The 23852-nt window shown below is 37.9% G+C and carries 19 protein-coding genes; 15 read left to right on the plus strand and 4 right to left on the minus strand.

Going from position 1 to position 23852, the window contains the following annotated elements; all coding sequences use genetic code 11:
• The coding region (locus ACFPQ3_RS04120; RefSeq protein WP_465269565.1) for a transposase at positions 1–419 on the minus strand (419 nt) is incomplete at its 3' end.
• 306 nt (positions 420–725) lie between these two features.
• On the opposite strand from ACFPQ3_RS04120, the gene ACFPQ3_RS04125 reads away from it, so the two are divergent.
• From ACFPQ3_RS04125 to glgP, 15 genes are all read left to right on the plus strand, one after another.
• The gene (locus ACFPQ3_RS04125) at positions 726–848 is read left to right on the plus strand and encodes a teichoic acid D-Ala incorporation-associated protein DltX (RefSeq protein WP_156805660.1); all 123 of its coding nucleotides are present in this window, start codon (positions 726–728) and stop codon (positions 846–848) included.
• A 14-nt stretch (positions 849–862) separates the two neighbouring features.
• The gene (dltA, locus tag ACFPQ3_RS04130; RefSeq protein ID WP_156805661.1) at positions 863–2401 is read left to right on the plus strand and encodes a D-alanine--poly(phosphoribitol) ligase subunit DltA; all 1539 of its coding nucleotides are present in this window, start codon (positions 863–865) and stop codon (positions 2399–2401) included.
• The gene (gene dltB, locus ACFPQ3_RS04135) at positions 2398–3651 is read left to right on the plus strand and encodes a D-alanyl-lipoteichoic acid biosynthesis protein DltB (protein WP_156805662.1); all 1254 of its coding nucleotides are present in this window, start codon (positions 2398–2400) and stop codon (positions 3649–3651) included. Before dltA ends, dltB begins: the two co-directional genes overlap by 4 nt.
• A gap of 33 nt (positions 3652–3684) precedes the next feature.
• Positions 3685–3924, plus strand: a complete 240-nt coding sequence (gene dltC, locus ACFPQ3_RS04140) for a D-alanine--poly(phosphoribitol) ligase subunit DltC (RefSeq protein ID WP_156805663.1) — start codon at positions 3685–3687, stop codon at positions 3922–3924.
• Entirely contained in the window at positions 3917–5182 is a 1266-nt protein-coding gene (dltD, locus tag ACFPQ3_RS04145; protein WP_156805664.1) for a D-alanyl-lipoteichoic acid biosynthesis protein DltD, read from the plus strand. Before dltC ends, dltD begins: the two co-directional genes overlap by 8 nt.
• A gap of 332 nt (positions 5183–5514) precedes the next feature.
• Positions 5515–6774 carry a UDP-N-acetylglucosamine 1-carboxyvinyltransferase gene (locus tag ACFPQ3_RS04150; protein ID WP_156805665.1) on the plus strand — a complete coding sequence of 420 codons (1260 nt, stop codon included), beginning with the start codon at positions 5515–5517 and terminating at the stop codon, positions 6772–6774.
• A 766-nt stretch (positions 6775–7540) separates the two neighbouring features.
• Positions 7541–8824, plus strand: coding sequence for an alpha-amylase family glycosyl hydrolase (locus ACFPQ3_RS04155; protein WP_380433636.1), 1284 nt, complete (start codon positions 7541–7543; stop codon positions 8822–8824).
• 130 nt (positions 8825–8954) lie between these two features.
• Positions 8955–10214: an extracellular solute-binding protein gene (locus tag ACFPQ3_RS04160; RefSeq protein ID WP_156805667.1), complete on the plus strand. Its 1260-nt coding sequence runs from the start codon at positions 8955–8957 to the stop codon at positions 10212–10214.
• 114 nt (positions 10215–10328) lie between these two features.
• Complete coding sequence (locus ACFPQ3_RS04165) at positions 10329–12041, plus strand: glycoside hydrolase family 13 protein (RefSeq protein ID WP_156805668.1); 1713 nt, start codon at positions 10329–10331, stop codon at positions 12039–12041.
• Between the two features lie 3 nt (positions 12042–12044).
• Positions 12045–13349, plus strand: a complete 1305-nt coding sequence (locus ACFPQ3_RS04170) for a carbohydrate ABC transporter permease (RefSeq protein WP_156805669.1) — start codon at positions 12045–12047, stop codon at positions 13347–13349.
• A complete protein-coding gene (locus tag ACFPQ3_RS04175) occupies positions 13350–14207 on the plus strand; it encodes a sugar ABC transporter permease (RefSeq protein ID WP_156805670.1) in 858 nt (285 codons plus the stop codon).
• A gap of 21 nt (positions 14208–14228) precedes the next feature.
• Complete coding sequence (locus ACFPQ3_RS04180; RefSeq protein WP_156805671.1) at positions 14229–15059, plus strand: maltodextrose utilization protein malA; 831 nt, start codon at positions 14229–14231, stop codon at positions 15057–15059.
• A 2-nt stretch (positions 15060–15061) separates the two neighbouring features.
• On the plus strand, positions 15062–16081 hold the full coding sequence (locus tag ACFPQ3_RS04185) for a LacI family DNA-binding transcriptional regulator (RefSeq protein WP_156805672.1): 1020 nt from the start codon (positions 15062–15064) through the stop codon (positions 16079–16081).
• 121 nt (positions 16082–16202) lie between these two features.
• Complete coding sequence (malQ, locus tag ACFPQ3_RS04190) at positions 16203–17726, plus strand: 4-alpha-glucanotransferase (RefSeq protein WP_332307252.1); 1524 nt, start codon at positions 16203–16205, stop codon at positions 17724–17726.
• Positions 17727–17781: 55 nt separating this feature from the next.
• Positions 17782–20052, plus strand: coding sequence for a glycogen/starch/alpha-glucan family phosphorylase (glgP, locus tag ACFPQ3_RS04195; protein ID WP_156805674.1), 2271 nt, complete (start codon positions 17782–17784; stop codon positions 20050–20052).
• 317 nt (positions 20053–20369) lie between these two features.
• Here glgP and ACFPQ3_RS04200 read toward each other — a convergent pair whose 3' ends face one another.
• Genes ACFPQ3_RS04200 through pgmB form a run of 3 tightly spaced genes read right to left on the minus strand, consistent with a single transcriptional unit; the run spans position 20370 to position 23506 of the window.
• A complete protein-coding gene (locus ACFPQ3_RS04200) occupies positions 20370–21926 on the minus strand; it encodes a glycoside hydrolase family 43 protein (RefSeq protein ID WP_156805675.1) in 1557 nt (518 codons plus the stop codon).
• A gap of 1 nt (position 21927) precedes the next feature.
• On the minus strand, positions 21928–22830 hold the full coding sequence (locus ACFPQ3_RS04205; RefSeq protein WP_156805676.1) for a glycoside hydrolase family 43 protein: 903 nt from the start codon (positions 22828–22830) through the stop codon (positions 21928–21930).
• Between the two features lie 4 nt (positions 22831–22834).
• Positions 22835–23506, minus strand: a complete 672-nt coding sequence (gene pgmB / locus ACFPQ3_RS04210) for a beta-phosphoglucomutase (RefSeq protein ID WP_156805677.1) — start codon at positions 23504–23506, stop codon at positions 22835–22837.
• Positions 23507–23852: the final 346 nt, after the last annotated feature.

Consider the following 23852-nt stretch of genomic DNA (forward strand, 5'->3'; position numbering starts at 1 on the left):
TGCTTGCCACGTTTTTCTGTCTTACCATTTGGCTTGCGCTTTCCCTTCCAGGGAAGATCCTCTTTCTTGAAGATACCGCGGTCAACTAGGCGATAAAGAGTTCTCATAGAACAAGAGATTTTATCAGGATAAGTTCCTTTAACAACATCCAGACTCCAGTCGCGATTTAAATGCATTGGGATAAATGTTTGTTCATTTTGAGTGAGTTGGGTTTTACGACGACCACAACGCTGCTTGTTAGCTTTGTAGTGTTCATAGTGATCATAGGCAGTGTGTCCAGCCTTAAAATAAGCAATAATCTTATAAATAGTTTGTTTTGATCTTTTGAGAGAGTGACAAATAGCTCTAACTGCCATTCCTTCTTGGTAGTTAGCCTCTATCATTACAAGCTCGTTTGTGGTAAGATGAGTGTAGGTCATTTATGTTAGTTCCTCTCAGAAAAATGTGGTGTTTATCTGAGACTAACATAAATGGCTTTTTTCTGTCTAGCTTAATTTTACAAATTGGGTTAATAAAAGGTTAGACATTTTCTGCCGTTATGTTTGTTTTGAACTTTAGTCTTATTTGATTTATGATATAATAGTTTACGGAATCGTTAATTTGGGATTAGTTTTTGGAATGACAAGACTATCATGCCCCCCACCCAAAAAAAAACGATTTAGTTGGACAACATCAAGCATTGAAACTTTTGAAATGAGTTTTTCTTTGAGGAATGAGGAGTTGTTATGAGGAATTTGTACCGTTTTATGGTTAGAACCTTTTTTTATGCGGTTATTATATTAATTTTAATTTATTTATTTAGTTATTTGGGACAAAATCAAGGTAATTTTGTTTACAATGAATTTTAGAAAGGATGTGACGCATGATTCAGGATATGATTTCTCAGCTAAATTATTGGGCTGAGGTTCAAGGAGATTATCCCGTATATGATATTTTAGGAGAGAAACACAGTTACAAAAAGTTAAAAGAAGACTCAGATGCCTTGGCAGCCTATATTGATTCTTTAAATCTTTTGGAACATTCCCCAATTATGGTATTTGGTGGTCACGAGTATGAGATGTTAGTATGTTTTGTTGCTGCAACAAAGTCAGGTCATGCTTATATTCCAGTAGATCAGCATTCAGCATTAGAGAGAATTGAAGCTATTTTAGAGATTGCTAAACCAAGTATCGTTCTATCAGTTGGTGATTTTCCTTTGGCGGAACTATCCGTACCATTGATCAATCTTAATAAAATAAATGAAATATGTACTGAAAAATTGGATTATAAATTGAGTCATTCTGTTAAAGGAAATGAAACATACTATATTATTTTCACATCTGGAACAACGGGGGCTCCTAAAGGGGTTCAAATTTCTCATAACAATTTACTAAGTTTTACAAACTGGATGATTACCTCGGAAGATTTCAAGGTACCTGAGCGTCCACAAATGTTGGCACAACCTCCCTATTCGTTTGATTTATCGGTGATGTACTGGGCACCAACATTGGCTAAAGGAGGAACATTGTTTGCCCTACCGAAGACTTTAGTAACAGACTTTAAACGTCTTTTTAGTACTATTTATGAGCTTCCGATAGGTGTTTGGACGTCAACACCTTCCTTTGTCGATATGGCCATGGCTTCTCATGATTTTAATGCTGAAACCTTGCCAGATTTATCGCATTTCTATTTTTGTGGTGAAGAGCTGACGCTTAAAACGGCTCAAAAACTACGCCAACGTTTTCCAAAGGCACGGATTATCAATTCTTACGGCCCAACGGAAGCTACGGTTGCTTTTTCAGCTTTGACCATTACCAATGATTTACTTGAATTAGGTGAACGTCTTCCGATTGGTTATGTTAAATCAGATTCTCCAACCTTTATTATTGATGATGAAGGCAAAGTTCTACCCGCAGGTGAACAGGGAGAAATTGTAGTGACAGGGCCTGCTATTTCTAAGGGTTATCTAAATAATCCAGAGAAGACTGCGGAAGCTTTCTTTGAATTAAACGGTCAACCAGCTTATCATACAGGTGATTTGGGAATAATGACCCAAGATGGCTTACTGTACTATGGCGGGCGCCTTGATTTTCAAATTAAATTTAACGGTTATCGTATCGAATTGGAAGATGTGGCACAAAATCTAAACAAGTCCCAGTTGATTGAGACTGCAGTAGCTGTTCCACGGTATAACAAAGAGCACAAGGTTCAAAACTTGATTGCTTATGTTGTTCTTAAAGCGGGTATCGCTCAGCAATTTGACAGAGAACTAACTATAACTAAAACCATCCGCGACGAATTAAAAGAAGTGATGATGGATTATATGATGCCAACAAAATTCATTTACTGTGACAATTTACCATTGACACCAAATGGGAAAGTTGATCTTAAAGGATTGATTATTGAGGTGAACAAGGCATGAGTAATTTTTTGTTGAACTTGCCTCGTTTAGAAGTTTATGGGAATCCACAGTATTTTGTTTATCTCATTATGGCTGTACTTCCTATTTTTGTAGGTCTCTTTTTCAAGAAACGATTTCCAATTTATGAGACCCTTGTAAGTTTGGCTTTTATTGTATTCATGCTGGTTGGTGATGATTTGAGTCAACTCATATCGTTAGTTATCTATGTTGTTTGGCAAGTTTTACTCATCTTAACTTATCAATACTATTGTCAAAAATCTCAATCATCGTGGCTATTTTACCTGTGGGTATTTTTAGCTATTTTACCTCTAATCGTTGTCAAAGTTAATCCAATATTATCAGAAGCGCGTGCAACGATGACTTTTGGTTTTTTAGGAATTTCTTACCTAACCTTTAAGTCAGTAGGGATGATTATAGAAATGAGGGATGGTGTTTTAAAGGATTTCACAGTCTGGCAATTATTACGCTTTCTTCTTTTCATGCCAACATTTTCAAGTGGACCGATTGACCGTTTTAGACGTTTTAATGAAGAATACAACTGTATTCCAGAACGAGAAACGTTACTGGAGATGTTAGATCAATCTGTTCGCTATCTGATGAAAGGGTTCCTTTACAAGTATATTTTAGCTTATACTATAGGACAGTTTTTTCTGATTCCTTTAAAGCAAATGGCTGTGCAGGCAGGCGGTGTTTTTAATCTAGCTACGTTAGGTGTGATGTATGCTTATGGCCTACATCTATTCTTTGATTTTGCAGGCTATAGTTTATTTGCTTTAAGTGTTTCAAATCTTTTCGGTATCCGAAGTCCACAGAATTTTGATTCTCCTTTTAAATCACGTGATTTAAAAGAATTTTGGAATCGTTGGCACATGAGTTTATCTTTTTGGTTTAGAGATTATGTCTTTATGCGATTAGTTAAGGCAATGCTTAAAAATAAAGTCTTTAAAAATCGTAATGTGACTTCAGGAGTTGCCTACCTTATCAATATGATACTCATGGGGTTATGGCATGGGTTAACGTGGTATTATGTGCTTTATGGCGTATTTCATGGTTTAGGATTAATCGTCAATGACTGGTGGATTCGTTATAAAAAGCAACTGAACAAGAAGAGAAAAATCAAAGGACAGTTACCACTTCCTGATAATAGATGGATTCAAGCTTTAGGAATGTTTGTGACATTTCATATCGTGATGCTATCTTTCCTAATATTTTCAGGATTTTTAGATCAACTTTGGTTTTCTAATCATTAATTTAGTTAAAAACGATAAAAAAGGAATTTTACAATGGATATTAAAACAGAATTATTAGAAATTATTGATGATCTTTTTATGGAAGATGTGTCTGAAATGCTAGACGAGGACCTGTATGATGCGGGAATTCTTGATAGCTTGGGAACCGTTGAATTGATTGTAGTCCTAGAGGATCGCTTTGATATTATTGTGCCTGTATCTGAACTTGGTAGAGAAGACTGGAATACTGTTAATAAAATCGTTGCAGGGATAGAGGGGCTTCGTCATGAGTAGGCGTCTTTGGCAGATTTTAGGTCCTGTCATTTGCGCCATCTTTTTGGTGGTATGTTTAATAGGATTTTATCCCAATCGTATCATATATTCTATGAAAAATGAAAAGAAAGATGCTGTTTCTTTAACAAAAACTAATTTCAAGAGTAAGTATAAAAAATTACGTGCTTTTAATGACAGTAATACACAATTTGTCCCATTTTTTGGTTCAAGTGAGTGGTTACGATTTGATGCAATGCATCCATCTGTAATTGCAGAAGCTTATCATCGTCCATACACCCCCTATCTTTTAGGGCAAAGAGGGGCAGCCTCATTGACCCATTTTTTTGGAACTCAAGGAATTACGGAAACTTTTAAGAAAAAGAAGGCGATTTATTTTGTTTCTCCTCAATGGTTTGTGAAATCTGGTACTAATGCCAATGCCTTCCAGAATTATCTTACTAACGGACAGATAGTTGACTTTTTATGCCAACAAAAGGGAACAAGCTATGACCAATATGCTGCTAAACGATTGCTAACACTTTATCCAGAGGTTCCTTTTAATGAGTTTTTGAAAAAGGTTTCTAAAGGAAAAAGATTAAACAATAAAGACATTAAGCAGTTAGCCTTTCAAAGTTACCTTTTGAAAAAAGAAGATTATTTCTTTGGGCAATTCTCGATTGATTTTGGGAACTATGCTAAGGTTTTGGAACAAGTTAAAAAGTTGCCTAAAGATTTTTCTTATAGTAGGTTAGAAGCGCTAGCTATTGAAGAGGGAGAGGCAGAAACGACTAATAATGAATTTGGAATTCGCAATGAATTTTATCAGACTAAAATTGCTGGTCGAAAAAGACAGTTGAGAGGAAACCAAAAATCATTTGATTATAGAATTTCTCCCGAATATCAAGATTTTCAGCTGATGCTTCATCAATTTGCGGAAACCGAAACGAATGTCCTCTTTATTATTCCACCGGTTAATAGTAAGTGGGCTGCTTTTACTGGTCTTGACCAAGAAATGTATCAACAGACTGTTGACAAAATTAAATACCAATTACAGAGTCAAGGATTTACGCATATCGCTGATTTTTCAAGAGACGGTGATAAGGAGTTCTTCATGCAAGATACGATTCACATTGGCTGGAAAGGGTGGCTTGAGATGGATAAGAATGTTAATCCTTTTTTGACGAAAGAATCAGAAAAAACTAATTATCAACTCAATCCTAATTTTTTGACTGAAGAGTGGGAAGATTATATCGGTGATCCGAGAGATTTTAGCCGATAAGTATTGAGTGCAATAGGACATTTTAATAGAAAAATAAAAGGATTTCATTTTGGAAACATCAAAATGGAGTCTTTTTCCTTAGGGAGAATTAACGATTTCAACCAGAAATACTGCTTTTTAGTGCGTTTAGTCGTAATAAGGCCTCATTCTATCGCAAACGTCTCAGACTTAATTCCACTATAAAAATCCGTTTTAGGCTAAGACAATTCGAAAACTAAAATGGAACTTACTTTTGGAAATTACCCATTGTGATTTTGTAACTTGAAAGTTTGTAAAATAATATACATTATGATAAAATTATAGGGTTGAATTTTAGTCAGTGAAAGTTTATTATGCAAAAAATTATTATCAATGGTGGTAAGCCACTAACGGGCGAGGTAGCAGTTTCAGGAGCAAAAAACTCTGTTGTTGCTTTGATTCCTGCAATTATTTTATCAGATGGTGTGGTAACACTTGACGGTGTCCCTGCGATTAGTGACGTGGATGCTCTTGTTGAAATTATTGAGCTCATGGGTGGTAGTGTCACACGTGATGGAGACAGTCTTGAAATTGATCCTCGTGGTGTAAAAGATATACCGATGCCTTTTGGCAAAATAAATAGTTTGCGTGCTTCTTATTATTTTTATGGTAGTCTTCTAGGGCGCTATGGCCAGGCAACAGTAGGATTACCAGGTGGCTGTGATTTAGGACCACGTCCGATAGACTTGCATTTAAAAGCTTTTGAAGCAATGGGAGCGACTGTCACTTATGAATTGGAAGCCATGCGTATTGCGACAAATGGTCAGCCTCTTCATGGAGCACATATTTATATGGACACAGTGAGTGTTGGAGCGACGATTAATACTATGATTGCTGCGACTAAAGCCAACGGCCGTACGGTTATTGAAAATGCTGCGCGTGAACCAGAAATCATAGATGTGGCAACTCTCCTTAATAATATGGGAGCTCATATTCGTGGTGCAGGTACAGATGTTATCACCATTGAAGGTGTCGAGCAGTTGCACGGCACACGCCATCAAGTGATTCCAGATCGTATTGAGGCAGGTACCTATATTGCTCTGGCAGCAGCTATCGGTCAAGGTATCAAAATCACAAATGTTCTTTACGAGCATCTAGAAGCTTTTATCTCTAAATTGGAAGAGATGGGTGTCCGTATGACAGTCAATGAAGATAGTATTTTTGTGGAAGCACAAGAGACACTTAAAGCAGTAAACATTAAGACTGCTCCATATCCAGGTTTTGCTACAGATTTACAACAACCGTTAACTCCATTGTTGTTAAAAGCCAAAGGAAGAGGAAAAATCATTGATACTATTTATGAAAAACGTGTCAATCATGTCCCTGAAATGGCTCGTATGGGAGCAGGTATTCAAGTATTAGGTGGCCAAATTGTGTATGAAGGAGGCCGTGAATTAACAGCCGCTCCAGTTAAAGCATCTGATCTTCGTGCAGGAGCAGCTCTTGTAACAATGGGACTTATGGCACAAGGCACAACTGAGATTACCAATGTTGAGTTTATTCTACGCGGATATTCTGATATCATTAAAAAATTGACAGCCTTAGGTGCAGACATTACACTGGTGGAGCAATAATTGTTGCTATATCATTCTATTAAAATAACAAAAATCAGGAGGTTGGGACAAAAAATATTTCAACCTTCTCTTTTTATTTTTACGGACAATGGTAACTAAACTAAGCTTTCTAGATAGACTCGAAAGCTATTTTTATAGTGGTTTGAATCAATAATAGGATACAAAAGAGTCGTAATAAAGCGGGAATTAGTTCACATGTCTCTGATTCGATGGTGTCCTGTTTTAGTTTCATTCTACTATACAAGAAATTGAAAAAAAGGATAGATCAATCTTGTAAAGTCGGTATCAATAAAGCTATTTCAAGTCTGTTGAACATTGTAGAGATGAAGCTTAAAATTGAGATAATAAGGAGACGACAAAATGTTGAAATTATGGCTTCTGTTTCACTTTAGTGGATAATGTCGCCCTTTCATACTTTTAATGTTTTCAACCTTGTGGAAAAGTGTTAGAAATATAGCTGGGAAAACTCAGAAATTTAACAATTTCGAATGCCGTAACTAAAAACCTTAATGCGGTATCGTTTAGGGTATCTCTCTGGTTCAAATAAGGATGGAGATGTGAGTTTATCTGCTACATTTAATATTGCAGATGTTAGTAACTCTTAGTTTATTATTGAGCGAAGAAAATGATTAGCAGCTGTGCGGATGGTCATAACTGAATGAAAAATATTTTTAATCAGGAATAACTACAAAAATACAGAAACCGCTTGCGTAAAAATTGCATATTTGGTACACTAATGAAGAGAATGTATTAAGGAGGAATGGACGTGAAAACGACAGACATCAACTTACGTCAAGCGGTGATTTACTCGCTCTATGTACGCAATTTTTCTGAAGAAGGAACCTTTAAAGCAGTTATTCCGGAATTGGATCGTATTAAAGCATTGGGGACAGATATTGTTTGGTTCTTACCATTTTATCCAAATGGAGAAGTGGCAAGAAAAGGGACGGTCGGTTCGCCATATGCTATTAAGGATTACCGATCAGTAGATAATCATTTTGGAACTTTAGAGGATTTTGAAGAATTGGTTTCAGAAATTCATGATCGTGGGATGAAAGTAATGATTGATATTGTTTACAATCACACCTCGCCAGATTCGATTTTAGCTCAGGAACATCCAGAATGGTTTTATCACAAACCGGATGGTTCATTTGGAAATCGTGTTGGAGACTGGTCTGACATTATTGATTTAGATTATGAGCATCGTGGCCTGTGGGATTATCAAATTGAGACTTTAAAACTTTGGGTTAACCGAGGTGTTGATGGTTTCCGCTGTGATGTCGCTCCGCTGATTCCATTAGAATTTTGGAAAGAAGCTCGTCAGAAAGTTGAACAGGTTAAATCAGATGTGATTTGGCTTTCAGAAAGCATTGAGCCAGGTTTTATTAAATATATGCGTAGTCAGGGTCTTACAGCACTTAGCGATAGTGAGATTTTCCAAGTCTTTGACATGGCTTATGATTACGATGTTCGTGGCCTATGGGTGGACTATCTGGAAGGGAAAATACCATTATCAGCTTATATTGATCGCCTGAATTTACAAGAGGTTATATTCCCGGCTAATTATATTAAACTTCGTAATCTTGAAAATCATGATAATCGCAGAGCAGCAGACTTGATTTCGGATAAAGATGAGCTTTTGAGATGGACAGCATTTAATTACCTTCAAAAAGGAGCTGTGCTTATTTATAATGGACAAGAACGACAAGCTTTGACAATTCCGAGTCTTTTTGAAAATGATCCGATTAATTGGTCTGGTGAAGATATTTCAGAATATTTGACAAAGATGGCTCACATTAAGAAAATGCTACCAATTCAGGGCGATTACCAATTAGTTGCTGATGACCAAAACGATTTAGTGATAGTAACTCATAAAACAGATAAACAAGCGATTGTTGTCATTATTTCTTTTAAAGGGAAAGAAGTTAAAGTTTCATTAGATTTAGCAGACGGTAGTTATGAAAATGTATTTAATGGCGAAAAAGTCAATATTGTCAACCATGAGTTGTTGATATCAAAAGAAGTAATTGTTTTGTCAATTACTGAGTGATATAGAAATTTTTAGGTAGAAAATAAGATTTTTTAGAAAAGTAAAAAAATAACGGAAAACGCTTGCACAAAAATATAGTGTTTGCTATAATTAAATTGTTAAAACAAAACCTATTACGGAGGACCCATTTATGAAATGGAATTGGAAAAAATTTGCATTTGGTGCAGTGACATTGACTTCAGCAGTGACTTTGGCTGCTTGTAGTAGTGGTTCAGGAGATAAAGAAAAGACTGCCTCAGAAGATAAAAAAATAGTGGTATCTGTGGATACAGGATATGTTGATTACATTAAATCTATTGAAGCAGATTTTGAAAAAGAAAATGGTGTAGATATTGAAATCAAGGAAGAAGGAATGATTGACACCCTTGATAAATTATCTACTGACGGCCCAACAGGTGCTGCTCCAGATGTTTTCTTAGCTCCCTATGACCGTGTAGGTGGTCTTGGCGCAGATGGACAAGTTGCAGAAGTTAAACTTGGAAATGAAGCTGATTATGATGAGACAGCTAAAAAATTAGTAACACTTGATGGTAAAATTTATGGAGCGCCAGCGGTTGTTGAAAGCTTGATTCTATATTACAATAAAGACCTTATAAAAGAAGCTCCAAAAACATTTGATGAGTTAATGGCTCTTCAAAAAGATGCTAAATATGCCTTTTCAGGTGAAAATGGCAAAGCTGTTGGTTTCTTAGCTAACTGGACAAACTTCTATTATGCTTACGGCTTGACAGCAGGTTATGGTGGTTATGTCTTTGGTGAAAATGGCACAAAAGCTTCAGACCTTGGTTTGGCTAATAAGGGTGCTGTTGAAGGGTTGACTTATGCGAAATCTTGGTACGATACTTGGCCACAAGGTATGCAAGATACAACTAAAGCTGGTGATTTCATCACTGAACAATTTACAACTGGTAAAACAGCAGCAATCATTGACGGTCCATGGGCAGCTGCCTCACTAACAGAGGCTGGTGTCAACTGGGGTGCTGCACAAATCCCTACACTTGCTAACGGTGGTAAATACGAAGCCTTCGGTGGTGGTAAAGCATGGGTTGTTTCAAACTACAGCAAAAATATGGAAGTTGCACAAAAATTCTTAGATTATGTTACAAATGAAGCAAATCAATCTAGCTTCTATGACGCAACTCAAGAAATCCCAGCAAATATTAAAGCTCGCGAGTACGCTACTGCTAAAGGTAATGAGTTGACAAGCGCTGTTATCGCACAGTTTGCTAACGCTCAACCTATGCCAAATATTCCACAAATGGCAGAAGTTTGGGAACCAGCAGCAACACTCTTCTTCGATGTGGCATCTGGTAATAAAAAACCAGAAGAAGCAGCAAAAGAAGCTGTATCTACGATTAAAGAAGCTATCGAACAAAAATATTCTGAATAATGAACATGTAAAAAGCTGATTCAGAACATTTCTGTTCAGCTTTTTATCTCTTTGTCTCAGTTGTTGTGGCAGAGAGATAAGAAGCTCTCGCTTGAGATTAGAAAAGGATAAATCATGAATAGAGCGGCGATTTACCATGAGCCAGATTCTCGCTATTGTTTTGCGATTTCAGATAAAATGTTAGTGATTCGATTACGACTTGCTAAGGAAGATAAAGATGCTCAGATTACCTTAGTTTATGGGATGAAATATGAATATTATAAGCGTCAACAACGCATTCCTCTGCCTTTTGTTGGCTGTGATCATCTACATGCATATTATGAAATTTGCCTTCCTCTTGAAGATGTACGGCTTGCTTACATTTTTCATGTGAAACAGGGTGAGGAAGAATTTTATTATAGCGAAGGAGGTTTCTTTGATGTCTATGATTTTGACTTGAGTTACCAAACTTATTTCCAAATGCCTTATGTCAATGCGGTAGATATTCATCGCCCAGTAGAATGGATGGGGAAAGGAACCTTTTATCAGATTTTCATTGATCGCTTTGCGCGTGGGGATTTTGAGAAAGATGACAGCTACATTGATATGGCTTGGTCCGATAAACCCACACCGCGTAGTTTTGCGGGTGGCGATTTGACGGGGATAACGCAAAAAATGGATTACCTAGAAGATTTAGGTATCACAGCCCTGTACCTTACGCCAATCTTCCAATCACTTAGCAATCATAAATACGATATCAGTGATTACTATGCCATTGACCCACAATTTGGAACATCTATGGCCTTGAAAGAATTGATTGCGGAAGCACATTATCGAGGGATTAAAGTGGTCCTAGATGCTGTCTTTAACCATTCCAGTCATCTCTTGCCAGAATTTCAAGATGTGGTGGTACACGGTAGAGAGTCGAAATATTATGATTGGTTTATGATTGATGGCGATTACCCAACTATGAAACCGCTGAATTATGAAACTTTTGCAACGGTAGCAGAGATGCCTAAATGGAACACCTCAAATCCAGAGGTGCAGGCATATTTACTAGATATTGCTAAATATTGGATTGAAGAATACCATATTGATGGCTGGCGTTTGGATGTCTCGGATGAGATTTCGCATGAATTTTGGCGACAGTTCCGAAAAGTGGTAAAAAATGCTAACCCAGAAGCTGTAATCATCGGTGAGAATTGGCACGATGCTTACCCTTATCTTCAAGGAGATCAATTTGATAGTATTATGAACTATGCCTTCAGTAAGGCTATCTTAGACTATGTCACCAAAAAGGCATACGACGGCAAATGGCTTGCAGAAGCCTTGACAAATTTGAGAATGCGGAATACTTGGCAGGTCAATCAGATGAATTTGAATTTGCTAGATTCACATGACACGCATCGTTTTCTCAATCAATTAGGAGGCGATAGAGATGATTTGTTACTCTCTTTGGCTATCTTGTTAACTTTTGAGGGAAGTCCATGTCTTTATTATGGAACAGAGATTGCGATGGCAGGAGGCTATGACCCCGATTGTCGCCGAGGATTTGATTGGGAAAAAGTTGGCACTACCAACCCGTTCTGGGTGACGGTGCGTGATATCCTCAGATTGCGAAAAACAGAGAAATGTCTTCAAGAGGGAGTTACTGAAATGGTAGCAGATAATGGTGTCTTTATGCTCAAACGTCATACAGCCGGTGTTACTATTGAGTTAAGGGTAAATGGTGGTAACGAAAACCACCCACTTCCTCAAGTAGAGTGTTTATTAAACCATTTGAAAAAAGGTCAAGAACTATTGCCAAAAGGCTTTGCTTTATTGAAATATGAAACGGAAAGGAGTTGAACTATGATTAAGTCAACCACAAAACAAAATCCAAATGTAGCTATGCTTTTAGGAGCTGTTCCAGGGCTAGGACAGTTATATAATAAGCAAACTGCCAAAGGGCTGATGTTATTAGCTGTTTTTGGGCTAGAGCTTGTCGAGTGGCTCGTCTTTGGTATTCCAGCACTGATTGGCTTGATTACTCTAGGAGATAGGCCCGTTGTTGATCATTCGCTATTTCTTTTAATTAAGGGGTCAATGCAACTCATTTTGACGATTGTAATGGTGCTTATCCATGCGGCAAGTATACGTGATGCTAAGTTAACAGCAGAGCGACTCAATCGTGGCGAGAAGGTACCATTGAGTCTAAAAGAGACGATGGATGGGGTTTATGAAAATGGATTCCCTTATCTTTTAATCATCCCAGCGTATCTTGCAATGGCTTTTGCGATTGTTTTTCCAGTAGTGGTAACTCTCTTTATTGCTTTTACCAATTATGATTTTCGCCATATTCCACCACAGAAATTATTGGATTGGGTGGGCGGTAAAAACTTTATGAATATGGTACAATTAAGCACTTTCCGTAAAGCTTTTGGTTCAGTATTAAGTTGGACATTTATTTGGACGTTTGCTGCTTCAACACTGCAAATTGTGATTGGCGTAGCAACAGCTATTATTGCTAATCAATCCTTTATTAAGTTTAGACGTCTATTCGGAGTGATTTTCCTACTCCCTTGGGCTGTACCAGCATTTATTTCAATCATGACTTTTGGAAATTTCTTCAATGACTCAATCGGTGCCATGAATGTTCAAGTTTTACCATTTATTGAAAAATTATTACCATTCTTAGATTTTGGGATTATCCCATGGAAAACCGATGCAACCTTTACAAAAATTGCTGTAATCATGGTACAGGGCTGGTTAGGATTCCCTTATATCTATGTTTTAGTATCAGGGATTTTACAATCTATTCCAGCCGATCTGTATGAAGCTGCTACTGTTGACGGTGCTAGTGCTTGGCAAAAGTTCCGTCAAATTACCTTGCCAATGATTTTGGCAGTTGCTGCTCCAACCTTCATCTCACAATACACCTTTAACTTTAATAACTTCTCAATTATCTACCTCTTCAATAACGGTGGACCTGGGTCTGTAGGTGGTGGTGCTGGTGCAACAGATATTTTGATTTCATGGATTTACAAATTGACAACTCAGACCTCACCACAATTCTCAATGGCATCAGCCGTTACTTTGGTTATTTCATTGATTGTCATTTCAGTATCTTTGATTAGCTTTAAGAAATTTAACGCATTTGACATGGGGGACAAGTAAATGGCTAAAACTCGTGTAAATAGTTCACTTAAAATGAAACGCTTTTGGACGCAATTTTGGACGTATGCCTACTTGCTTCTGTTAGCAGTGATTATTCTTTTTCCACTGATGGTAACGGTTAGTTCAGCCTTTCGGGCAGGAAATGTCACAGCCTTTACCCTTAATTTTGATACTGAGTGGTCTCTGATTAACTTTCAAAGACTTTTTAACGAAACCTTGTATGGTACCTGGTATTTCAATACCTTGATAGTTGCCTTCTTTACGATGCTGATTCAGGTGACGGTTATTACCTTGACAGGTTATGCTTACAGCCGTTATAATTTTATTGGACGCAAAAAGAGCTTGATGTTCTTCTTAATTATCCAAATGGTACCAACAATGGCAGCCTTGACCGCTTACTTTGTTATGGCATGGCTCTTTAATGCCTTAAACCAATACTGGTTCTTGATTTTAATTTATGTCGGTGGCGGTATCCCGATGAATGCCTGGTTGATGAAAGGCTATTTTGATACGGTGCCTTATGACTTGGATGAGTCAGCTAAATTAGATGGAGCAGGGCACTTACGTATCTTTGCTCAAATCGTCTTACCACTAGTAAGGCCAATGATTGCCGTGCAAGCCCTCTGGGCATTTATGGGACCATTTGGTGATTACATGCTTGCTAAATTCTTGCTTCGTTCTCAAGAAAACTATACTGTAGCTGTCGGGTTACAAACCTTTATTTCTGATGCTAAAAACCAAAAAGTAACCTTGTTTGCTGCAGGAGCCATCTTAATTGCCGTCCCTATATCAGTATTATTCTTCTTCCTGCAAAAGAATTTCGTGTCAGGTTTGACAAACGGAGGTACAAAAGGTTAGGGAGAAGTCAAGGAGTTTACCATGTTATCTCAGAAATTTCCCTTTTCTTATGTGACCAATATGCTGACGCCTCGCAACATGTTTGCGGGGCGAACGGCTTATTCTTGGTGGCAATTACTTGTGATTGTCATCTTTCTAAATGCCCTCATCTTAATGCCTGTCAGCTTTCATTATGCTGGTATGGAGACGTATCAGATTGACCGAATTGTTGACAATGGTTTAGCGGCGGTGACCGAAAAGACCTATCCGGCTCTGCGAGGTGGAAGTATTCAAGAAGGCCGTTTTTCAGGAGTATCTCAGTTGATTGAGACAGAAGAAGCTGTTATAGCGGTTCTTCCTGATGCTAAAACACAGGAAGCCTTAGCCCAATCACAGAAGTATGGTATCGTGTTAACGACTGATAAATGGTATTTTTACTACCCGAATGGTTCAGTTATTGAGAGTTTTCTTTCAGGGCAATACAATTTGTCACAATTAACGAGCCGGAACGCTGTTTTAGACTTCCTAAACCAACAATGGTACAATAGTCATAGAGCAGAAGTTTTCGTCTTTGTCATGCTTGTCTATGCAGCCCTACTTTATCTTGGAAGTGGCTTAGTTGTCATTGCAGGAGGAGTTACGCTTTATTTAACACGTAAAGCAGGCATCTTTGATTTGAAAACTTTTAAAGGCTGTGTAGGCTTGTTGGCCAACTGTCTAGGTCTTCCAAGTCTGTTAGCAGTGTTAGCCAATTTGACAGGTTTAGTAGAAAATCCTATCATGGTTATGAACACGCAAGTATTTGGTAGTATTTTAATGCTAATGGTAGTATTATATCGCACGGGATTTCGTGATAAACAATTGAGGAAATAAGTATGGTTACGATTAAAGATGTTGCAGAGCGGGCTGGCGTCAATGCCTCGACAGTGAGTCGGGCGTTAAAAGACAGTTCGACTATTTCACAAAAAACAAAAGAAAAAGTGAAGAAGGCAATGGCAGAGCTTGGCTATGTGCCAAATGTGGCTGCGAAGATGCTAGCTAGTGGTCTAACACATGCTGTAGGTGTGATTTTTCCGCCTCTTTCTAATGAAGAGCGTGTGACGCACCCCTTCTTTATGGAGATTTTGACCGTTATCAATGATGAGGCGAAAAAACGCGATTTTACTGTGTCAATAGCAACTGGAAGTACTGTTGATGAATTGAAAGAGCAAGTTCAGTTGATGTATCGCCAACGTTTGGTAGATGGTTTTATTGTTCTTTATTCTTCAACGGACGATCCTGTTCGGCGCTATCTGATGGAAAATAAAATTCCCTTTGTTATTGTTGGGCAGCCAGAAGAATTTGAAAATGAGGTCACATATGTTGATAATGATAACCAACTTATGTCAAAAACAGCAGTTGATTACATGAATCAACGAGGTCATGAAAAAATGCTGTTTATTACCGATGACCTACAAAGTGAAATCTTTTCCGAGCGCTACATCGGTTACCTCAAGGGATTGAATAAGTTGCAGCTAGAAAATCATTCCGCTGTCTTGTTTAATCGTAAAGATCCTGAAGGGTTAGAGAAATTTATTGAAACCATTCATCACCATCATATAACAGCATTGATTGTTATCGATGACATGTTGGCCTTACGAGTGATGCAGTTCCTTTCTTTCTATGATTTAAAAGTCCCAGATGATATATCAATTATTTCCTTCAATAACTCTGTCTATGCTAAAATCATGCATCCGTATTTAACCAGTTTTGATATCAATGTCAAAAGATTAGGGCGTTCAAGCCTTGTGCGCTTACTTGATATGGTTGAAAAACGCATGCCTCATACAGAACGTGTCATCATCCCGTTCTTATTGAAAGAAAGAGAAACCGTGAGGAATTTATTAAAAGGTTAAACTAGGAAGAGTTATAGTTTAGTAAGTTTTTTCTGAAAAATCTGAGTTATCTCAGATTTTTTTGTAAATTTACAAGAATTTGCTTGACTTGCGCAAACGCTTGCGTTATGATAGTTATAGAATATCGCAGGAGGAATTCCGTATGAAGAAACGTTTAAGTGGTGTCTTGATGTCAGTAACATCTCTTCCAGGACTACAGGGAGTTGGTACTTTTGGTCAAGCGGCTTATCAATTTGTAGATTTTTTAAAAGAAACAAAACAAACTTACTGGCAGATTTTACCCCTAACAACAACAAGTTTTGGAGACTCACCCTATCAATCTTTTTCTGCCATTGCAGGAAATACCCATCTGATTGATTTGGATTTATTATCTCAAGCGGGTTATTTGGATACGACAATTTATGAAAATATCAATTTTGGTGATAATCCAGAGGAAGTTGATTACGCACGTATCTATGAACTCCGTCGTCCAATTTTAGAACAAGCGGTTGCTGGATTTTTAGCCAGTGAGGATGGGCCTGCTCAGTTAGCAGAATTTGAACAGGCAGAGCAGTCATGGTTAGCTGATTTTGCTGAGTTTATGGCTATCAAAGAACACTTTGGCAATCGAGCGCTTCAAGAGTGGGACGACTTGTCTATTGTGGAACGCCAACCAGAAGCTCTAGAAAAATATCGCCAGCAATTAGCAGATAAAATCACTTATTTCAAGGTGACGCAATATTTCTTCTTCCAACAATGGAAAGCCTTAAAAACGTATGCCAATGAGCAAGGTATTCAAATTATTGGTGACATGCCAATCTATGTATCAGCTGACAGTGTGGAAGTTTGGACCATGCCTGAGCTCTTTAAAGTAAGTGCTGATAAGAAACCAATCTTCATTGCAGGGTGTCCACCGGATGAATTTTCAGATGTAGGTCAACTTTGGGGTAACCCAATCTACGCATGGGATAAACATGCTGAAACAGACTTTGCATGGTGGGTTTACCGTATCAAAGAAAGTTTTAAAATTTATGACCTGCTTCGCATTGACCACTTCAAAGGTTTTTCAGATTATTGGGAAATTCCAGCAGGATCTGACACTGCCCGACCAGGGAAGTGGGTGTCTGGACCAGGTGTTGCATTGTTTGATGCAGTGAAAAGAGAACTTGGTGACTTACCAATTATTGCTGAAAACCTTGGGTATATTGATGAGAAAGCTGAAAAATTATTGGCAGACACAGCTTTTCCAGGCATGAAAATTATGGAATTTGGTCTCTTTGATACAACTGGTCAAAGCTTTGATCTTCCACATTTTTACACGTCAAACACAATTGCCTATACTGGTACTCATGATAATGAAGTGGTCAATGGTTGGTATGACAATTTATCAGAAGAACAACAGAACTTTGTTGACAAATATTTGCACCGCTCAGTAGATGAGCCAATTACGCAAGCAATGTTGCGTACGCTTTATGCTACTGTTAGTGATGTGGCAATTGCATGTATGCAGGACATTTTGGATAAGGGTGCTGAATCTCGTATCAATATGCCAAATACTGTCGGTGGTAACTGGCAATGGCGTATGCTTGCAGAAGATTTAACGCCTGAACGCAAAGCATTTTTAACAGATATTACTGAGCTTTACGCTCGCACTCCAGAGAAATAAAGAAAGGATTGAGTGTTAGCATTTAAACGGAGCTAACATTATCAAAATAGGAATTATGTCTGGTACATTTACGAATTATCTTGAAACAAAAGGATACGTTTTGGCTCAAATGAGCAACGAGGAAATCTATGTAGCGCTTTTGAATTTTGTCAAAGAAGCTGCTGCAAGCAAAGGAAAAAACACAGCAAAACGTAAAGTTTACTACATTTCAGCTGAATTTTTGATTGGTAAACTTTTATCAAATAATTTGATTAACCTAGGTATCTACAAAGACATCAAAGAAGAATTGGCACAAGCTGGAAAATCAATTGCAGAAATTGAGGATGTAGAGCCAGAACCATCACTTGGTAACGGTGGTCTTGGACGTTTAGCATCATGCTTTATTGACTCTATCTCTAGCTTAGCAATAAATGGTGAAGGTGTGGGTCTTAACTACCACTGTGGTTTGTTCAAGCAAGTCTTTAAACAAAACCAACAAGAAGCAGAAGCAAACTTCTGGATTGAGAATGATTCATGGTTGGTTCCAACAGATATTTCTTACGAGGTGCCTTTCAAAGATTTCACATTAAAATCTCGTTTGGATCGCATTGATGTTCTTGGCTACAAAAAAGAGACTAAGAACTACCTTAACCTGTTTGACATTGATGGACTAGATTACGGTCTCATTAAAGATGGAATTTCATTTGATAAGACAGAGATTCAGAAAAACCTTACCCTTTTCCTTTACCCAGATGACTCTGACAAAAATGGTGAATTGCTTCGCATTTACCAACAATATTTTATGGTGTCAAACGCTGCACAGCTCTTGATTGATGAAGCGATTGAGCGTGGTTCAAACCTTCACGACCTTCACGAGTATGCTTATGTACAAATCAACGACACTCACCCATCAATGGTTATCCCTGAGTTGATTCGTCTCTTGACTGAAAAGCATGGCTTTGACTTTGAAGAAGCAGTAGCAGTTGTCTCAAAAATGGTTGGTTACACCAACCACACCATCCTTGCAGAAGCTTTGGAAAAATGGCCACTTGACTACCTCAATGAAGTGGTGCCACATTTAGTGACCATCATTGAAAAGTTGGATGCAATGATTGCCCAAAAAGTACCAGACGTAGCCCTTCACATCATTGATGAGAATTACCGCGTTCACATGGCGCACATGGATATTCATTTTGCAACATCCGTTAACGGTGTAGCAGCCCTCCACACAGAAATCCTTAAAAACTCAGAACTTAAAGGATTTTACGAGTTATACCCTGAAAAATTCAACAACAAAACGAACGGAATCACTTTCCGTCGTTGGTTAGAATTTGCCAACCAAGATTTGGCTGATTACATTAAAGTTTTGATTAGTGATGATTACTTAACGGATGCGACAAAACTTGAAAAACTGTTAGCTTTTGCTGATGATCAAGCGGTGCATGCGAAATTAGCAGAAATCAAGCATAATAACAAATTAACTCTTAAACGTTATTTGAAAGAAAATAAAGGCATTGAATTTGACGAAAACTCTATTGTTGACACTCAAATTAAACGTTTCCACGAGTACAAGCGCCAACAAATGAATGCCCTTTACGTGATTCATAAATACTTGGAAATCAAGCGTGGCAATCTTCCAAAACGCAAAATTACCGTTATTTTTGGTGGTAAAGCTGCACCAGCTTATATCATTGCTCAGGACATTATCCACCTTATCCTATGCTTGTCTGAATTGATTAACAATGACCCGGAAGTAAGCCCATATCTCAATGTTCACCTTGTAGAAAACTACAATGTAACAGTAGCTGAGCATTTGATTCCTGCGACAGACATTTCAGAGCAAATTTCGCTCGCCTCAAAAGAAGCATCCGGAACTGGGAATATGAAATTCATGCTAAATGGAGCTTTGACTCTAGGTACCATGGATGGTGCCAATGTGGAAATAGCAGAGTTAGCAGGTGCTGAAAACATCTATACATTTGGTAAAGATTCCGATACCATTATTGACCTTTATGCAACAAGTGGTTACGTTTCTAAAAAATATTATGACGAGCATCCAGTCATCAAAGAAGCAGTGAACTTTATTATTAATCCGCTTCTTCTGAACTTAGGCAATGAGGAACGCTTGGAACGTCTCTACCTGGAATTGCTTAACAAAGACTGGTTCATGACCTTGATTGACTTAGAAGAATATATCAGAGTCAAGGAACAAATGTTGTCTGATTATGAAGATCAAACCGCTTGGATGACAAAAGTCATTAAAAACATTGCTAAAGCAGGTTTCTTCTCATCTGACCGTACCATAGAACAGTACAACAAAGACATTTGGCACTCAAACTCATTGTAAAAATAATCATTTGGATGGATTACTATCAGAAAAAAAGCTCTTTTCCAATAATTTTGGAAAGGAGCTTTTTGTGATAACTCGGGAGAAGAAAAATTTATAGTGGATTGAGAAAATAATAGGACAAGGCTAGGAGCTGCTGATAGAACTAGAGTTCATCAAAGCTACTTAATGATGTCCTGACCTTTATTCAATCCACTATAGTACGACGATAAAGGATAATCATAGTTGGAAATTGAAATGAGACTTCATTAATATTAAGGAGGTTGCTTTAAAACAATAGGAATTACAAATGTTTAAAAATATAGCGTAATGGAACCTTACCTTTCGTTGTCTAAGAGAACCTTCCTACTTGCATGAACTACAACTAGCTTAGCATCGTCTAAGACGTACATACCTTGGAAATCTCCTGTATTTAGAGCTGCAATGGCCTCATTGGAGAAGTGCTGAGCATGGAGGTCAAATGTTATCGTTTTGTGGTCAAGGAGTGCGGAGAAACGCTTATAATCTTTGCCATGTTCTAGTACCAATTGTTCAGGGAGTTGCTCAATAGTAGCAATACGTTCTTTGATTTCTAAATCAAGAACTTTTGCTACTTTAAAGATATGGTAAGTACCTTCGGTATCTCCTTTTTCGATTAAGAGGGCACCATAGTGATCAGTGTTTATGGTTACTGCGATACCAATAGCACCATTATTGATTTTAGTTTCTTTAGTATCAATATCAAGGGTAAATATTTCCTGATGTTCGGTTTGTCTGAGTGCTAGAAAACTTGGTGTTCCTAAATCTGCTAATGTGAGAGAAGAGCCAGACAGGATTAGTGTTCCATTTGTAAGACTCAATCTGGCTGTTAGAGAATCTCTAAGGCTAACCCATTCGGGATGTAATTTATCTTCTGAAAAATCATCAACAAAGTCAGTTAAGTCTTGATTTTTGAGTGTTTTGGCATGTTCTGGGAAATCTGTTAAATCAACTGTAAGTGTTGGAGTACCATTGTAAATACTTGGCCACTCCGTTGACCAATCAACGGGGTATAATAATGTTTCACGGCCAATATTGGTAATTTGGATGTGATCAATGGCAGTAGGACGAGTTCCCAAGCAAGTCAACCACCAATTACCCGAAGCGTCTTGGAAGAGATCGGCATGACCAATATTTTGCAAAGGTTCATCCGCACGATCTCGATTAGTGAAAAGCGGATTTTGTGGTGCTTCTTCGTAAGGCCCCCATAAGGACTTGCTACGGAACATGGTAATCATATGCCCTAATCCAGTTCCACCTTCTGCGGCTAAGAGATAGTACCAGTCGTTTCGTTTAATGATATGTGGCCCTTCGACATCACGTCCACCAGTTCCTAGACTTAGGACTTTTGGGCCTTTAAGAATAGTACCACTAGTAATATCAATTTCAACTTGCTGAATGGCTTTAGTGCCTTTATTATCAATATAACCCGTAAACTGGACATAGGCTCTGCCATTTTCAAAAAAGAGATCAGGATCAATACCAAAAATATCGACAACGACACGGTTTCGCTCCCAGATAATATGTCTACCATCGTCACTTAAAGTGCCACGGATAATAAAGTTTTTAAACTCAGCGAAGTTAGTTGTAATAACATAGAAATGACCGTCGTGATAGCGAATGCAGACTGCAAAAATACCTTCATTAGATTTGGAAGAACGTAAATCAGCCTGGCTGACTTCTGTTACGATTGATGGTAATTTCGTCCAATTGAGAAGGTCAGTTGACTTAGAGAGTGCAATACCAGGATAATATTCAAAGGTTGAGTTAACAAGGTAAAAAGTATCCTCTACACGAACGATGGATGGGTCGGGATACATACCACGTAGGATGGGGTTTTGATAAGAAAATGCCATTTTAATCCTCCAAAAGATCAGTGCGATTGATTAGCTTGTAAGAGTTGTGTTTTTGGATAAGTTCAGCAAATTGAGGTTTTTCTCTGTAATGGTCATTTGGGAAATGGTATGCAAATCGTAATGTTTGATTTAGGTCTTTGAAAACCATAGCATGACCTCCGTTTTCACCAAATAACAAATCAGGGAGCTGTTGCCATGGACCAATCACCGAACCAGTCTCAGATTGTGCTAATCCTACTGCATATCCTGTAGTACTCCAAGAAGACCAAATCATGTATAGGTCATTTTGTTCATCCTTAAACAGAGAAGGACCATCTGTGAAATACACATCTTCATCCATGCCAAATTCTTCCTTGGCAAAAGGAACTGGCTTGGCCCAGCTAGCTTCCTTGGCAGAAAAAAGTGTTAATGGATGTTCCTCTCTTACTGAAGTTAAATCCTTGTTCAGAGGTAATAGGCACATGTCACCATCAGGGGAAGTCTCAAAAGAATGAGAAAAAATAAGATAAGGAGTCTCCTTTTCAAAGTATAAGGTGCCATCTATTGCAGCCCAATTTTCAGGCGTTAGACGATCACTGATGAGTTCAAATGGTCCGATTGGTTGATCTGCTTTTAGGACATAAATGCCCTTGGTTTGATTTTTAGCTCCTAGAGTTGTTACCATATAAAACGCATTCTGATAGGCATAAACTTCAGGAGCCCAAAAATTTTGGGTAGCAAAAAAATCATCTGTACGTTTAAAAACCTCTATTGGTCCTTCCCAATCGGTAAGATTTTGGGAAACATAGCAGTCAAAGCCATCAGCGTCTGACCATGTTGTTTGACTTCTTGTTCCATAGAGATAGTAGTTCTCATTATGTACTAATATGTATGGATCTCGAATATTAATTTCTTGACGCTTCATAGAACTATCTTTCTAATGCCATATTAGATTGCCAAGCTGATAAGACTTCTTTAAAATTAAGTTCAGATGTATTGTTAAAGCGCTTGGTAGCCTGACTTAATTCAACTCCTCCGACAGCGATCGAAGTGGCTCCAGAAGCATTGATAGCAGATACACCAGCAACTGCATCTTCAACCCCAATACAGTCTTTAGGATCAAGATTAAGAGATTTAGCTGCTGCCAAAAAAATGTCTGGTGCAGGTTTTCCAGCAGCGACTTTAGCAGGATCAGCAATGGCGTCAAAAGCGTCTGAAAGGCCTAATTTTTTTAAGATTAATGGTCCATTTTTAGAAGCTGATGCTAGGGCGATTTTGACATGATTTGATTTGAGATCGCTGATAAATGATGTAATGCCAGGTAGGATGTAATTTGGATTTAAAACATTTAATGCTTCTACATAGGCTTCATTTTTTTCAGATGCTAGAGCTCTGAACTCTTCATCTGAGACTTGGATATTAAGATAATTTAAAATAACATGGAGTGAATCCTCGCGGCTAATCCCTTTGGTTTTTTCTTCTAATTCATCTGGTAAATCAGCGTTAAAGTGTTTTTTTACCAAATTTTTCCAAGCAGCAAAGTGAAAGACGGCAGTATCTGCAATCACACCGTCAAGGTCGAAAAGTGCACCTTTAAACATAGATATTTCCTTTCTAAAAAATGAGAAGAGAGTGGGACAACAATCGTTAAATCGTCAACAAATGACCTTCGCTCTCTGGTTTATAAACTTAGGCTGAAACTGTCCAGTGGACAGTTTCACTCTCACATCCGTATAGTTCAAAAGGTTTGGGAAACCTTTTAAGGTGGGGAATAAAGCGAACGAAGTTCGTCTCAATCGTTAAGGTCTGGGAGATCTTTGGAGGTTGGAAATAAGATGAACGATGTTCATCACATTCGTATAGGATGGCCGCTAACGATGCGTGGTCGTAAAATAGTCCGGTGGACTATTTTAGTTCGAGATTGAAAACGAATGAGCGAGAATAATC

The organism is Streptococcus caledonicus, from assembly GCF_042656225.1.
In the GTDB taxonomy this organism is placed as follows: Bacteria; Bacillota; Bacilli; order Lactobacillales; family Streptococcaceae; genus Streptococcus; species Streptococcus caledonicus.

Bases quoted from the DNA above. Each gene is read 5' to 3' on its own strand.
- ACFPQ3_RS04125 (WP_156805660.1), top strand. From the start codon at position 726: ATGAGGAATTTGTACCGTTTTATGGTTAGAACCTTTTTTTATGCGGTT.
- dltA (WP_156805661.1), top strand. From the start codon at position 863: ATGATTCAGGATATGATTTCTCAGCTAAATTATTGGGCTGAGGTTCAA.
- dltB (WP_156805662.1), top strand. From the start codon at position 2,398: ATGAGTAATTTTTTGTTGAACTTGCCTCGTTTAGAAGTTTATGGGAAT.
- dltC (WP_156805663.1), top strand. From the start codon at position 3,685: ATGGATATTAAAACAGAATTATTAGAAATTATTGATGATCTTTTTATG.
- dltD (WP_156805664.1), top strand. From the start codon at position 3,917: ATGAGTAGGCGTCTTTGGCAGATTTTAGGTCCTGTCATTTGCGCCATC.
- ACFPQ3_RS04150 (WP_156805665.1), top strand. From the start codon at position 5,515: ATGCAAAAAATTATTATCAATGGTGGTAAGCCACTAACGGGCGAGGTA.
- ACFPQ3_RS04160 (WP_156805667.1), top strand. From the start codon at position 8,955: ATGAAATGGAATTGGAAAAAATTTGCATTTGGTGCAGTGACATTGACT.
- ACFPQ3_RS04165 (WP_156805668.1), top strand. From the start codon at position 10,329: ATGAATAGAGCGGCGATTTACCATGAGCCAGATTCTCGCTATTGTTTT.
- ACFPQ3_RS04170 (WP_156805669.1), top strand. From the start codon at position 12,045: ATGATTAAGTCAACCACAAAACAAAATCCAAATGTAGCTATGCTTTTA.
- ACFPQ3_RS04175 (WP_156805670.1), top strand. From the start codon at position 13,350: ATGGCTAAAACTCGTGTAAATAGTTCACTTAAAATGAAACGCTTTTGG.
- ACFPQ3_RS04180 (WP_156805671.1), top strand. From the start codon at position 14,229: ATGTTATCTCAGAAATTTCCCTTTTCTTATGTGACCAATATGCTGACG.
- ACFPQ3_RS04185 (WP_156805672.1), top strand. From the start codon at position 15,062: ATGGTTACGATTAAAGATGTTGCAGAGCGGGCTGGCGTCAATGCCTCG.
- glgP (WP_156805674.1), top strand. From the start codon at position 17,782: ATGTCTGGTACATTTACGAATTATCTTGAAACAAAAGGATACGTTTTG.
- ACFPQ3_RS04200 (WP_156805675.1), bottom strand. From the start codon at position 21,926: ATGGCATTTTCTTATCAAAACCCCATCCTACGTGGTATGTATCCCGAC.
- ACFPQ3_RS04205 (WP_156805676.1), bottom strand. From the start codon at position 22,830: ATGAAGCGTCAAGAAATTAATATTCGAGATCCATACATATTAGTACAT.
- pgmB (WP_156805677.1), bottom strand. From the start codon at position 23,506: ATGTTTAAAGGTGCACTTTTCGACCTTGACGGTGTGATTGCAGATACT.